At 58.6% G+C, this 14,074-nt stretch carries 11 protein-coding genes and 1 tRNA gene; 10 read left to right on the plus strand and 2 right to left on the minus strand.

From position 1 onward, the window contains the following. From rpsA to U5J94_RS10335, 9 genes are all read left to right on the plus strand, one after another. Nucleotides 1-1,674: a 30S ribosomal protein S1 gene (gene rpsA / locus U5J94_RS10295; RefSeq protein ID WP_322565559.1), complete on the plus strand. Its 1,674-nt coding sequence runs from the start codon at nucleotides 1-3 to the stop codon at nucleotides 1,672-1,674. Between the two features lie 44 nt (nucleotides 1,675-1,718). Further along, nucleotides 1,719-2,027 (plus strand): integration host factor subunit beta, encoded by a 309-nt coding sequence (locus U5J94_RS10300; RefSeq protein WP_134081809.1) that lies wholly within the window; start codon nucleotides 1,719-1,721, stop codon nucleotides 2,025-2,027. 365 nt (nucleotides 2,028-2,392) lie between these two features. Further along, the gene (locus tag U5J94_RS10305; protein WP_322565560.1) at nucleotides 2,393-2,686 is read left to right on the plus strand and encodes a LapA family protein; all 294 of its coding nucleotides are present in this window, start codon (nucleotides 2,393-2,395) and stop codon (nucleotides 2,684-2,686) included. Then, nucleotides 2,686-3,855 (plus strand): lipopolysaccharide assembly protein LapB, encoded by a 1,170-nt coding sequence (gene lapB / locus U5J94_RS10310; RefSeq protein ID WP_322565561.1) that lies wholly within the window; start codon nucleotides 2,686-2,688, stop codon nucleotides 3,853-3,855. The genes U5J94_RS10305 and lapB overlap by 1 nt, the downstream gene beginning before the upstream one ends. 1 nt (nucleotide 3,856) lies before the next feature. Continuing rightward, nucleotides 3,857-4,576: an orotidine-5'-phosphate decarboxylase gene (gene pyrF / locus U5J94_RS10315; protein WP_322565562.1), complete on the plus strand. Its 720-nt coding sequence runs from the start codon at nucleotides 3,857-3,859 to the stop codon at nucleotides 4,574-4,576. A 213-nt stretch (nucleotides 4,577-4,789) separates the two neighbouring features. Beyond that, nucleotides 4,790-5,083, plus strand: coding sequence for a ComEA family DNA-binding protein (locus U5J94_RS10320; protein ID WP_322565563.1), 294 nt, complete (start codon nucleotides 4,790-4,792; stop codon nucleotides 5,081-5,083). Nucleotides 5,084-5,393: 310 nt separating this feature from the next. Beyond that, nucleotides 5,394-6,278, plus strand: a complete 885-nt coding sequence (galU, locus tag U5J94_RS10325) for a UTP--glucose-1-phosphate uridylyltransferase GalU (protein WP_322565564.1) — start codon at nucleotides 5,394-5,396, stop codon at nucleotides 6,276-6,278. Between the two features lie 451 nt (nucleotides 6,279-6,729). Beyond that, the gene (locus U5J94_RS10330) at nucleotides 6,730-7,194 is read left to right on the plus strand and encodes an REP-associated tyrosine transposase (protein ID WP_322565565.1); all 465 of its coding nucleotides are present in this window, start codon (nucleotides 6,730-6,732) and stop codon (nucleotides 7,192-7,194) included. A 132-nt stretch (nucleotides 7,195-7,326) separates the two neighbouring features. Next, nucleotides 7,327-7,402, plus strand: a tRNA-Asn gene (locus tag U5J94_RS10335). A 549-nt stretch (nucleotides 7,403-7,951) separates the two neighbouring features. Here U5J94_RS10335 and U5J94_RS10340 read toward each other — a convergent pair. Both U5J94_RS10340 and U5J94_RS10345 read right to left on the minus strand, forming a co-directional pair. Beyond that, nucleotides 7,952-8,551, minus strand: coding sequence for a GspH/FimT family pseudopilin (locus U5J94_RS10340; protein ID WP_322565566.1), 600 nt, complete (start codon nucleotides 8,549-8,551; stop codon nucleotides 7,952-7,954). 2,123 nt (nucleotides 8,552-10,674) lie between these two features. Continuing rightward, nucleotides 10,675-11,859 carry a pyridoxal phosphate-dependent aminotransferase gene (locus U5J94_RS10345; protein ID WP_416224217.1) on the minus strand — a complete coding sequence of 395 codons (1,185 nt, stop codon included), beginning with the start codon at nucleotides 11,857-11,859 and terminating at the stop codon, nucleotides 10,675-10,677. A 74-nt stretch (nucleotides 11,860-11,933) separates the two neighbouring features. On the opposite strand from U5J94_RS10345, the gene uvrB reads away from it, so the two are divergent. Next, nucleotides 11,934-14,015 carry an excinuclease ABC subunit UvrB gene (gene uvrB / locus U5J94_RS10350; RefSeq protein ID WP_416224166.1) on the plus strand — a complete coding sequence of 694 codons (2,082 nt, stop codon included), beginning with the start codon at nucleotides 11,934-11,936 and terminating at the stop codon, nucleotides 14,013-14,015. The last annotated feature ends 59 nt before the right edge of the window (nucleotides 14,016-14,074 follow it).

Genomic DNA, 14,074 nt, shown 5'->3' on the forward strand with positions numbered 1-14,074 from the left:
ATGAGCGAGAGCTTTGCAGAGTTATTTGAAGAAAGTCTAAACAAGACCCAGATGCGCCCCGGCGCAATCATTACCGGCACCGTCGTCGATATTAGTGACGATTTCGTGGTGGTCAATGCCGGACTCAAATCCGAAGGTGTCATCCCCCTTTCCCAGTTTGCCGGTGAAGACGGTGAACTCGAGGTCAACATCGGCGACAACGTCGAAGTGGCCCTGGACAGCGTGGAAGACGGTTTTGGTGAAACCCGTCTGTCGCGCGAGAAAGCCAAACGCGCCGAAACCTGGACGAAACTCGAAGCCGCTCATGAAGCCGGCGAGACTGTGACCGGTATGATCACCGACAAGGTCAAAGGCGGGTTTACCGTCGAACTGGATCACATCCGCGCTTTCCTGCCCGGTTCGCTGGTCGATGTGCGCCCGGTGCGCGACACCAGCTATCTCGAAGGCAAGGATCTCGAATTCAAGGTTATCAAGCTGGATCAGCGTCGTAACAACGTGGTGGTCTCCCGTCGTGCCGTGGTCGAGGAAGAAGGCGGCGCCGAACGCGATGCCATTCTGGAAAACATGCAGGAAGGCGCCATGGTCAAGGGCGTGGTCAAGAACCTGACCGATTACGGCGCATTCGTCGATCTGGGCGGTGTTGACGGCCTGTTGCACATCACCGACATGGCCTGGAAGCGGGTCAAGCACCCGAGCGAAATCGTCCAGGTCGGCGATGAGATCGAAGTCAAGGTTCTCAAGTTCGATCGCGAACGCATGCGCGTTTCCCTGGGCCTGAAACAGATGGGCGACGATCCGTGGGTGGACATTTCACGCCGTTATCCCGAAGGGACCCGCCTGTTCGGCAAGATCACCAACATCGCCGACTACGGCTGCTTCGTTGAACTCGAAGAGGGCGTCGAAGGCCTGGTGCATGTCTCCGAAATGGACTGGACCAACAAGAACATCCACCCGAGCAAGGTCGTGCAGCTGGGTGACGAAGTCGAAGTCATGGTGCTGGATATCGACGAAGAGCGCCGGCGTATTTCCCTGGGCATGAAACAGTGCCAGGAAAATCCCTGGGAAGCCTTTGCCGCCATGCACAACAAGAACGACAAGGTCAGCGGTACCATCAAGTCCATTACCGATTTCGGTATCTTTATCGGCCTGGACGGCGGTATCGACGGTCTGGTCCATCTGTCCGACATCTCCTGGAACGTGCCGGGCGAAGATGCCGTGCGCAACTACAAGAAGGGCGATGAAATCGAAGCGGTGGTTCTCTCCGTGGATCCGGAGCGCGAACGCATCTCCCTGGGTATCAAACAGCTCGACAAGGATCCCTTCTCCAACTTCCTGGCCGAAAATGCCAAGGGCAGTGTGGTCAAGGGCACCATCGGCGAAGTGGATCCCAAGGGTGCGGTGATCGATCTGGGTGACGGCATCGAAGGTTACCTGCGCGCCTCGGAAATTTCCCAGGACCGCGTTGAAGACGCCCGTAGCGTTCTCAAGGAAGGCGAAACCGTGGAAACCAAGTTCACCGGCGTGGATCGCAAGAACCGTCAAATCTCGCTGTCGATTAAAGCCATCGATTCAGATGCCGAAAAAGAGGCTATGAAAGATTACAGCGGCAGTAGCAGCGGTGCCACCACCACCCTGGGTGATCTGCTCAAGGAAAAGATGGACAATAACGAATAACGCCACAACCGGGAGGGCTGTCAGCCTGGCCTGAAGGACGGATTATGACAAAATCAGAGTTGATTGAGATTCTCTCGCAGAAACAAAGTCAATTAGCTTATAAGGATGTTGAGTTGGCCGTGAAAACCATGTTGGATCACATGGGGACCACACTGGCGAATGGCGAAAGGATTGAAATCCGTGGCTTTGGCAGCTTCTCGTTGCATTACCGGCCGCCGCGTATCGGCCGCAATCCCAAAACCGGGGATTCGGTCGAACTGGCAGCCAAATATGTCCCGCACTTCAAGCCCGGCAAGGAGCTGCGCGAGCGGGTCAACGAGAGCATGGAACGGGTTGAAATCCAGCCCGGTTGAACTGTTATTCCGTGTTGGCTATAACACCAAAGGCGGCATGAGCGTGGCTCCTGCCGCCTTTTTTAGTATCTAGGCGCTAGTTTCTAGTTGCTAGTATCTAGTAGCTGGATTTGTAGGAGCGGCTTGCAGCCGCGATTCGGGAGAAGTTGCCCGATACCGCTACGCTATATCGGGCCTACCCGCTGGATTTGTAGGAGCGGCTTGCAGCCGCGATTCGGGAGAAGGGGCATACCCGGTCTGGATTTGTAGGAGCGGCTCGCAGCCGCGATTCGGGAAAAGGGGTACAGCCACTACGCTATATCGGGCCTGCATGCTGGGCTACGGGCTGGTGCCTGTCAAAGAATCGGGAAGATTGAGGATACGTGATGCTGAAAATAATCTACATTGCCGTCATTGTGCTGCTGGTAATCACCGGGCTGGTATTTGCCGTGCTCAATGCCGAACCGGTGGCTTTCAATTACTATTTTGACACGCTCTCCATTCCCCTCTCGTTGTCCATGCTGGTGGCCATGATTATCGGGGCGATCCTGGGCGTGCTGGCCAGTGCCGGTGTAATTCTGCGCCACAAACGGGAGATCGCCCGTCTGCGCAAGGCGGTGGACATGTCCGAAAAAGAAATCAACAATCTGCGTTCGATTCCGTTGCGCGACGATCATTGATGGGTATTGAGATCCTCTTTTTATTGCTGCCGGTGGCAGCGCTGTCCGGCTGGTGGCTGGGACGGCGTGGCCGGATCGCGCGCTATGACGATAGTGGCATGGAGCTGCCGAGTGACTATATCAAGGGCCTGAATTACATCCTCAATGAACAGCAGGACAAGGCCATTGACCTCTTTATCCAGATGCTGGATGTCAACAGTGAAACCGTGGAAACCCATCTGGCCCTGGGCAGCCTGTTTCGCCGTCGCGGTGAAGTCGATCGTGCCATTCGCATTCATCAAAACCTGATCGCCCGCCCGACCCTCAATAAATCCCAGCGCGCCCTGGCACTGTTCGAACTGGGCCAGGATTACATGCGTGCCGGTTTGCTGGATCGCGCCGAATCCCTGTTCGGCGAACTGGTCGACAGCGCCCCCCATTCCGAAGCGGCCCTGCGACATCTGGTGGAAATTTATCAGCAGGAGAAGGACTGGGGCGATGCAGTCAAGGCCGCACAACGATTGGAGCAGACCGCCGGACTCAATCTGGCGTACATGGTGGCCCACTTCTACTGCGAACAGGCCGAGCAGGCCCTGCGCCAGGGTGAACCTTCCCGGGCACTGAAACTGTTACGCCGCGCCATGAGCGAGGATCGCCAGTGTGTCCGTGCCAGCATCATGGAGGGCGATATCGAACGCAGCGCCGGGAATTACAAAGCCGCGCTCAAAGCCTATCAGCGTATCGAGCAGCAGGATCCCGAGTATCTGCCTGAAGTCATCCAGCCGATGTTCGAGTGTTACAAGGCGCTGCAACGTAAAGATGAGGCCATCGACTATTTTAAATCCCTGCTGGATAAATATGCGGGGATTTCCTGCATGCTGATGCTGGCGGATTTGATCGAGGAGCGTGACGGTGAACAGGCGGCGACGGAATTTATTACCGGCTTTCTCAAACAGCGCCCGTCGGTGCGCGGCATGGATCGTCTGATTGAACTCAATATGGGCCAGGCCAGCGAATCCGTGCGGGATAAACTCAATGTACTCAAGGAAGTCACCGATCAGATCCTCACCAACAAATCGGTGTACATCTGCCAGCACTGCGGCTTCAGCGGCAAATCCCTGCACTGGCAATGTCCCAGTTGCAAACACTGGAATACCATCAGACCGATTCACGGGGTAGAAGGAGAGTAAGGTGACGTGTACATCACCGGTGATTGTGGCACTCGATTACGCCAATGCGCGCGAGGCACTGGCGTTTGTCGACAAGGTCTCGCCCGAACGCTGCCGTCTGAAAGTCGGCAAGGAACTGTTCACCGCCGAGGGACCGCAGCTGGTCCGCGAACTGGTCCGGCGCGATTTTGAGGTATTTCTGGATCTCAAATTCCACGATATTCCCAATACCGTCGCCCGGGCCTGCGCCGCCGCGGCAGAACTGGGCGTGTGGATGATCAACGTGCACACCCTGGGCGGGTCGAAAATGATGCAGGCCGCCCGCGAGGCGGTTGCCCGTTCCGCCAACAAACCTTTATTAATCGGTGTAACCATTTTGACCAGCATGGGAGCCGACGATCTGCATGAAATCGGGTTGTCCGGCGAGCCCGGCGATAATGTCGAAAAACTGGCCGCGCTGGCCGCACAAAGCGGCCTGGATGGCGTGGTCTGCTCCCCGCAGGAACTCAGCAGCCTGCGTCGGCAACTCCCCGCCGGTTTTCAGCTGGTCACCCCCGGCATCCGGCCCGCCGGCAGCGCCAGCGGCGATCAGACCCGTATCATGACCCCGGCCGACGCCATGACCGCCGGCAGCACCCACCTCGTCATCGGCCGACCCATCACCCGGGCCGACGATCCCATGCAGGCGCTGGAAGAGATAGAACATAGTCTTCAGTTGGCAGTTGGCAGAAAAAGTGATTAATGATGAATTTTTAATTTTGAATGTTAAATTCCAGCGTGGCTATGCCACACCAAAATTAAACATTTAAAATTCAACATTCAAAATTGCTTTGTAGTCTTTTTCCTACACATCTTTCCGAAAATTCTGACACGCCGCGGCTTGATTCCGGCCGCCGTTGTGGCAATACTTATTCCCGTCAGGACGACATCCAATACAAGAGAAAGGAGTCTCATCATGAAAAAACTGATCCAAACCCTGATCTTTACCCTGAGCATGTTGTTCGCCGGTGTCGCCTTTGCCGGGCCGGTGAACATCAATACGGCCAACGCCGCTGAATTGGCTGCCAATATCAATGGCGTTGGGCAAAAGAAAGCGGCAGCGATCGTCGAATACCGCAAGCAACACGGCCCGTTCAAAAAGGTCGAGGATCTGATGGAGGTCCAGGGCATCGGACCGGGCATCCTCGCCAGGAACGAAGCCGATCTCAAGCTGGCCTCCAAACAGGCCAAACTCGGTCACAAAAAGTAAACCTTGACGTTTATAACCTGTCCTCCTGACACCAAAAGCGCAACCATCCGGTTGCGCTTTTTTTATTATAAAAAAGTTTGCAGTTCGCAGCTGGCAGTTGATTGTCAGGTAGCGCGATGCGCAACCTGACCTGCACTGCTGCCATCGGTCCGGATGATGGGCTGTGAATTCAACATTCATAATTCAAAATTCCGCTGCCAACTGCCAACTGCCAACTGAAGGCCGCCAACTTCGCTTTATTGTATAGTTGCCCGAGTGATGGCGTCTTTGCTATCGTACACACTGGATAAATCCAAGGTATAGAGTACGAATGAAACCCATCAAAAAAGCCGTTTTTCCCGTTGCCGGTCTCGGTACCCGTTTTCTGCCGGCGACCAAAGCCAGTCCCAAGGAGATGTTGCCGGTGGTTGACAAGCCGCTGGTGCAGTACGCGGTCGAAGAGGCGATCTCCGCCGGCTGTGAGCAGATGATCTTTATCAACGGGCGCAGCAAACAGGCGATTCCCGATCATTTTGATAAAGCTTACGAGCTGGAAAATGAACTGGAAGAGAAGGGCAAAACCAAGCTGCTCGAAATCGTCCGCAACATCGTCCCGGACCATGTCAGCTGCATTTACCTGCGTCAGGCCGAAGCACTCGGCCTGGGCCATGCCGTATTGTGTGCCCGGCCGGTAGTGGGCAACGATCCCTTCGCCGTGATTCTGGCCGACGATCTCATCGACGGCGGCGACAAAACCTGTCTGCAACAGATGGTGGAACAGTACAGCCGTTACGGCAGCAGCATCCTGGGTGTGGAAGAGGTTCCTGTTGAGGAGACCTTCAAATACGGCGTGATCAAATCCAGCGCGCTGGAAGATCGCTTCTCCCGCGTCGAGGAAATTGTCGAAAAACCCGCGCCCGACAAGGCCCCCTCCAACCTGGCCGTGGTCGGGCGTTATATCCTGACCCCGCACATTTTCGAACTGCTGGAAAAGACGCCAAAAGGCGCCGGCGGCGAAATCCAGCTGACCGACGCCATCGCCGAGCTGCTAAAGGACGAACAGGTCCTCGCCTATGCCTTCAAAGGCAAGCGTTACGATTGCGGCAGCAAACTCGGCTATCTGCAGGCCACCGTCGAATACGCCCTCAAACACCCCGAACTCAAGGACGACTTCCGCGCCTACCTGCTCGACTACGTTGCGCAAATCAGCTCATAGAGCTGATTTGTAGGAGGGGCTTGTAGCCGCGACCCGGGAGAGAGGGCACGACCGGTCGCCGATGGAATCGCCTCCCACAAAAAAAGGGGCGAGGTTCTAGTTGCTAGCACCTAGCACCTGAATTTGTAGGAGGGGCTTGCAGCCGCGACTCGGGAGCAGGGGCACGACCGGTCGCCGATGGAATCGCCTCCCACAAAAAAAGGGGCGAGGTTCTAGTTGCTAGCACCTAGCACCTAGCACCTGAATTTGTAGGAGGGGCTTGCAGCCGCGACTCGGGAGCAGGGGCACGGCCGGTCGCCGATGGAATCGCCTCCCACAGGAGAGGGATTGTAGGAGGGCTTACAGCCGCGACCCGGGAGAGAGGGCACGGCCGGTCGCTGATGGAATCGCCTCCCACCAGTCCCGGCTTGTGGAAAGGCTTGTAACCTCAACACACAAACAAGGAATTGCCATGGATGGTAAGCAAAAAACGCCTCATTCGAGGAACCTCAGGAAAGGACGTTACTCATCTCCCTTTCAGGTTTATCTGATTACGGCCGTAACCTGGAATCGCATGCCGGTTTTTGCGGATATATGGGCTGGCAGAAGGGTGGTTCAGATCATGCGAGATTATCAGCGCAGCGCGGAAACGTTGTGTTATGTCGTAATGCCGGATCATTTCCATTGGCTGTTTCGACTACTTCCCGGTTTCAGCCTTGTTCAGGTAGTCGGTGGCGTGAAAAGAAACTCGACCTGCCGAGTGAATCGATATTTGAATCGACAGGCTCGTCTGTGGCAGGACGGGTTTCATGATCGGGCCCTGCGGCGGGATGAAGATATGAAGGCAATGGCCAGATACATTGTTGCCAATCCCTTAAGAGCTGGACTTGTGAGTGATATCGGCGATTATCCGCTATGGGATGCGGCCTGGTTGTGACCGGGTTGTCGCCGATGGAATCGCCTCCCACAGACCCTGCCCGAAGGGCCTGAAATTGCCGGAAATTTAGGCAGTTAGCCCGGCAACCGGACTTGACCCACCGGGGGTGGGTCAGTAAGATACGCGGCCTGTTCCCCGGTAGCTCAGTTGGTAGAGCAAGTGACTGTTAATCACTGGGTCGGCGGTTCGAGCCCGTCCCGGGGAGCCATTTCCTAACCCTTCCAGTTTTCCTGATATTGATGTCCTGCTGTAATCCAGCTGAAATGGCATCGCTGACTGGTTCCAGGTGCTAGCTGCCAGGTCCTGGAAAAAGTTGGCAGACTTCAGCAGTTGCCAGTCGTAAGTCGTTAAGAGGGGAGGGTAGCCGTAGGTCACATTGGCGAAGCCTATGTGACGATTTCCGTTCTACGAGAGCGAAGTAGGCAGCCTTCAGTTGGCAGAAAAGCGAAGTTGGCGGTCATCAGCTGGCAGTTGACAGCAAAAGACCCTGAATTAAAATTTCTGCCATAGCAGCACTGAAAATCACGCCGTCATTCCGGCCTTGAGCCGGAATCCAGAGGTGTGCCCCGGTTTGGAACCTGGGATGCCTGTCCGGGCTTAGAGCATGCCGGGGCAGGCTCTGCGCCGGCATGACGCGGACACTCTAACGGCCGGCTATACTCTGCTAACTGCTAACTGCTAACTGCTAACTGCTAACTGCTAACTGCTAACTGCTAACTGCCAACTGCCAACTTCGCTCAGTCTGCCAACTTTCCCTTCAGCACTCCAGCGGCTCCCCATTGGCCTTGACCCGACTGCTGCGCACGCGACCGGTTTTCATCAGGATCAGGGCGCGGGCATTATCGGGGTAACGTGGGTCACAGAGGGTGAAGGTGCCGTTGGTGCGGGTCATGCCGCTGGGCCGGTAGGTGATGTAATGCCGGGAACCGAAGGCGGCGTAGGTGAGCGTCTGGTCGACGTTACCACTGCCCTGGTGCTGGATAATCGGCTCATCGTCGCCGCGCCGGCGATCGTGATCCCGGTCGACGAAAACAATCCACCCATCGTGCCAGCTGGCCCCCTTGCGCTGGCAGTATTCTCCACCCGGGCTTTTGCAGAGTACAACATGCTGATTGCGTTTGATCGCTTCGGAACGGGTGAGCGCCAGGCTCGCCGCCAGGTTGTTCATCCGGGTCACCCCGCGTTCCGAGGAGAGAAACGGCCCCAGTGATGGTACGCCGAGACCGAGTAAAATTGACGCCACCGCAATGACGACAATCAGCTCCAGCAGCGTGAACCCACGAGACGTTACAAAAGAATTTGAATGCCCGCCACCGCGATCCGTGCGGCAACGGGACTTGGTGTGTATGACATCCATGTCAACCCCCCACGTCCTTGTTATCAATCAAGGTACGCCACTGCCCCGCGAAGGGGAAGGCCGGGCCTGTAGGACAATACAGTCAGTTTGTGTAGGAATTGGCTGAAATTTTTGTAGGACAAGGATTACAAAAGAGAAGTTGGTAGTTTGCAGTCGCAGTTGGCAGCCCTGGCCTTCGGCCGGGACGAGGGACGAGGAAAATCTACACCGTGTTGGCCCTGGTCGGTAGGAGCGGGCTTTGACCGCGATGGGCGTGTCTGTTCCCGTGATCTCTCGCGCCGGAGGCGCTCCTACAATCTCTGAATGTCGAGTTATAAGATGCTTTCCTCGTACCTCGTCACTCGTCCCTCGACACTGCGTCCGGAGGACGCCGGGAGCGGGCTTTGACCGCGACCCCGGCACGGCAATCGCGCCCGCGGGGCGCTCCTACAGGTCCTTCAGGCGCTGGGCGCCTGAAGGACAGGGCCGAGGAACGAGGAACGAGGAAGGAACAATCCAGCCCACCCGATTTGTAGGAGCGACTACGCCGCGATGGGCCTTGCAAGAGCGAAGTTGGCAGTTTGCAGTCGGCAGTTGGCAGCTATGGCCTTCGGCCGGGACGAGGGACGAGGGACGAGTTACGAGGGACGAGGAAAATCTACACCGGGTTTACCTGGTCGGTAGGAGCGGGCTTTGACCGCGATGGGCGTGTCTGTTCCCGTGATCTCTCGCGCCGGAGGCGCTCCTACAAGCTCTGAATGCCGGGTTATAAGATGCTTTCCTCGTACCTCGTCACTCGTACCTCGACACTGCGTCCGGAGGACGCCGGGAGCGGGCTTTGACCGCGATCCCGGCACGGCAATCGCGCCCGCGGGGCGCTCCTACAGGTCCTTCAGGCGCTGACGCGCCTGAAGGACAGGGCCGAGGTACGAGGGCCGAGGAACGAGGAAGGAACAATCCAGCCCACCCGATTTGTAGGAGCGGCTGCGCCGCGATGGGCCTTGCAAGAGCGAAGTTGGCAGTTTGCAGTCGGCAGTTGGCAGCTATGGCCTTCGGCCGGGACGAGGGACGAGTTACGAGGGACGAGGAAAATCTACACCGGGTTTACCTGGTCGGTAGGAGCGGGCTTTGACCGCGATGGGCGTGTCTGTTCCCGTGATCTCTCGCGCCGGAGGCGCTCCTACAAGCTCTGAATGCCGGGTTATAAGATGCTTTCCTCGTACCTCGTCACTCGTACCTCGACACTGCGTCCGGAGGACGCCGGGAGCGGGCTTTGACCGCGATCCCGGCACGGCAATCGCGCCCGCGGGGCGCTCCTACAGGTCCTTCAGGCGCTGACGCGCCTGAAGGACAGGGCCGAGGTACGAGGGCCGAGGAACGAGGAAGGAACAATCCAGCCCACCCGATTTGTAGGAGCGGCTGCGCCGCGATGGGCCTTGCAAGAGCGAAGTTGGCAGTTTGCAGTCGGCAGTTGGCAGCTATGGCCTTCGGCCGGGACGAGGGACGAGTTACGAGGGACGAGGAAAATCTACACCGGGTTTACCTGGTCGGTAGGAGCGGGCTTTGACCGCGATGGGCGTGTCTGTTCCCGTGATCTCTCGCGCCGGAGGCGCTCCTACAAGCTCTGAATGCCGGGTTATAAGATGCTTTCCTCGTACCTCGTCACTCGTACCTCGACACTGCGTCCGGAGGACGCCGGGAGCGGGCTTTGACCGCGATCCCGGCACGGCAATCGCGCCCGCGGGGCGCTCCTACAGGTCCTTCAGGCGCTGACGCGCCTGAAGGACAGGGCCGAGGTACGAGGGCCGAGGAACGAGGAAGGAACAATCCAGCCCACCCGATTTGTAGGAGCGGCTGCGCCGCGATGGGCCTTGCCAGGCGGCACGATCGGTCGCCGATGAAATCGCCTCCCACAAACCCGGGGCCTGTGTTGCCGTTGTGGGAGGGATTTTCAGCCGCGACACTCTAAATCGTGCGGCACGGTCGCAATTTCTGAGTGTTTGGAAATAAGGTATTTTGCTCCTCGTCACTCGTTACTCGTACCTCGACACTGCGTCCGGAGGACGCCGGGAGCGGGGTTTGGCCGCGACCCCGATACCGGCACGGCAATCGCGCCCGCGGGGCGCTCCTACAACTGCCATCTGCTAACTGCTAACTTGTTTTATCCTCTTCACCGCCTCCTGCAGGTTATCCAGGCTGGTCGCAAAGGAGAGCCGCATGTTGCCGGGGCTGCCGAAGGCGGAGCCGGGGACCATGGCGACGCCGGCCTTGTCGAGCAGGAATTCGGCCAGGCCGATGTCGTCGTTGATGCCCTCGATCCGCTCGATCAGGCCGGCCATGTCGGGGAAGGCGTAGAAGGTGCCCTGGCCCGGCAGGCAGCTGATGCCTTCGATCTGGTTGAGTTCGTCGACCAGGTAGTCGTGGCGGGTCTTGAAGGCCTGGCACATCTCGGCGATGCAGCTCTGGTCCCCGTCCAGCGCGGCCTGGGCGGCGACCTGGGAGATGGAGGTGGGGTTGGAGGTGCTCTGGGACTGGATTTTTTTCATCGCCTTGATGATCGGCTCCGGCCCGGCCGCGTAACCGATGCGCCAGCCGGTCATCGAATAGGCCTTGGAGACGCCGTTGAGCACAATGGTCCGCTCGTACAGGTCCGGACAGGCGTTGACGATGTTGCAGAACGGCTCCTCGCGCCAGAGGATGTGCTCGTACATGTCGTCGGTGGCGATCAGCACTTGCGGATGGGTGCGCAGCACCGCGCCCAGCGCCTCCAGCTCGGCCTGCGTATAGGCCATGCCGGTCGGGTTGGAGGGGCTGTTGAGCACCAGCAGGCGGGTATTGTGGTTGATGGCCGCCTCCAGCTGCCCGGGGGTGATCTTGAACCCCTGTTCGAGTGTGGTGTCCATAATCACCGGCTTGCCGTCGGCCAGCAGCACGATATCGGGATACGAGACCCAGTAGGGCGCCGGGATCAGCACCTCGTCGCCGCTATCGAGCAGCGCCTGGGCCAGGTTGTAGAAGCTCTGCTTGCCGCCGCAGGAGACCAGCACCTGGTCCGGCACATAATCGAGCCGGTTGTCGCGGATAAACTTGGTGATGATCGCCTGCTTGAGCCCGGGCGTGCCGTCGACCGCGGTGTACTTGGTAAAACCGTCCCGGATCGCCTGGATCGCCGCCTCCTTGATATGATCGGGCGTGTCAAAATCGGGCTCCCCGGCACCCAGCCCGATAATGTCCTTGCCCTGGGCCTTCAGTTCGTTGGCCAGCGTGGTGACCGCGAGGGTGGGGGAGGGCTTGATGCGTTGTACCCGGGCGGAGAGCTTGATATCCAATGTAGCGGCCTCATCGACAGCGTTGTTTGACAAAGGCGTGTAATATACTGGAAACGTTGTCCTGACTGAATCGCATGAGCAAAAAATTTCAACTCAAATCCCAGTTCGACCCCGCCGGCGACCAGCCGGCGGCGATCCGGGGCCTGATCGACGGCATTCGCGCCGGCGAGGCGGGGATGACCCTGCTGGGCGTCACCGGATCAGGGAAAACATTTTCCATCGCTAATGTCATCCAGGACATCCAGCGTCCGACTCTGATTCTGGCGCATAACAAGACCCTGGCCGCCCAGCTCTACGGCGAGATGAAAGACTTCTTCCCCGACAACGCGGTGGAGTATTTCGTCTCCTATTACGATTATTACCAGCCAGAGGCCTATGTGCCGTCCTCGGACACCTTTATCGAGAAGGACGCCTCGATCAACGAGCACATCGAGCAGATGCGCCTCTCCGCCACCAAGGCATTGCTGGAGCGCAAGGACGTGGTCATCGTCGCCACCGTCTCGGCCATCTACGGCCTGGGCGATCCCGACGCCTACCTGAAAATGCTGCTGCACCTGGTGCGCGGCGATCGGATCGATCAGCGCGATCTCCTCAAGCGCCTGACCGAGCTGCAGTACAGCCGCAACGACGTGGAGCTGCAGCGCGGTACCTACCGGGTACGCGGTGAGGTGATCGATATCTTTCCGGCCGACTCGGATCGCGATGCGGTGCGGGTGGAGCTGTTCGACGACGAGATCGAAAATCTGAGCTATTTCGATCCGCTCACCGGCGAGGTGCTGCGCAAGGTCCCGCGCACCACGATTTACCCCAAGACCCACTACGTCACCCCGCGCGAGACCATCGTCAAGGCCATCGAACTGATCCGCGAGGAGCTCAAAGAGCGCCTGGAGCACCTGCGCAGCAACGACAAACTGGTCGAGGCCCAGCGCCTGGAAGAGCGCACCCGCTTCGACATCGAGATGATGCAGGAGCTGGGCTACTGCTCCGGTATCGAGAACTACTCGCGCTACCTGTCGGGCCGCAACCCCGGCGAGCCGCCGCCGACCTTCATCGACTACCTGCCCGAGGAAGCGCTGCTGGTGGTGGACGAGTCGCACGTGACCATTCCCCAGATCGGCGCCATGTACAAGGGCGATCGCTCGCGCAAGGAGAACCTGGTCAACTACGGCTTCCGTCTGCCCTCGGCGATGGATAACCGGCCGCTCAAGTTCGAAGAGTTCGAGCGCCTGCAGCCGCAGACCATCTACGTCTCCGCCACCCCGGCGCAGTACGAGCTGGATCACTCCGGCGCGGTGCTGGAGCAGGTGGTGCGCCCCACCGGCCTGGTCGATCCCGAGATCGAGATCCGCCCGGCCACGACCCAGGTCGACGATCTGCTCTCCGAGGTCAAGCTGCGTGCCGATGTTGGCGAGCGGGTGCTGGTGACGACATTGACCAAACGCATGGCCGAGGACCTGACCGACTACCTGCAGGAGCACGGCACGCGGGTGCGCTACATGCACTCGGACATCGACACCGTCGAGCGCATCGAGATCATCCGCGATCTGCGCCTGGGCAACTTCGACGTGCTGGTCGGCATCAACCTGCTGCGCGAGGGACTGGACATTCCCGAGGTGTCACTGGTGGCCATTCTGGATGCCGACAAGGAAGGCTTCCTGCGCTCCGAGCGCTCCCTGATCCAGACCATCGGCCGCGCCGCGCGTAACAGCCACGGCAAGGCGATCCTCTACGCCGATAAAATCACCGGCTCCATGCAACGCGCCATGGACGAGACCGAACGCCGCCGCAACAAACAGATCGCCTTCAACGAAGAACACGGCATCACCCCGACCACCATTCAAAAAGCCGTCGCCGACATCATGGAAGGCGCCTACGGCCCCGCCGCCGCCTCCGCGCGCAAATACGCCCGGGTGGCCGAGGAAGAGATCCAGTACGCCAGCCTGTCACCGAAGGAACTGGCCAAAGAGCTCCAGCGCCTGGAACAGCAAATGTTCCAGCACGCCCAGAACCTCGAATTCGAAGACGCCGCCCGCCTGCGCGACCAGATCCACCACATCCAGAACGCCCAGATGGGCCTGCCCGACGACTCCGGCCAGCGCAAAGAACGCCGCCAGGGTGGCAAGGGCAAAGGCCGCAAGGCCAAAGCGGTGGGATAAAGAAAGTTGGCAGAATTCTTTAGTTCTTAGTTCTTAGTTCTTAGTTCTTAGTTCTTAGT

Source organism: Thiohalophilus sp. (assembly GCF_034522235.1).
GTDB lineage: Bacteria > Pseudomonadota > Gammaproteobacteria > UBA6429 > Thiohalophilaceae > Thiohalophilus.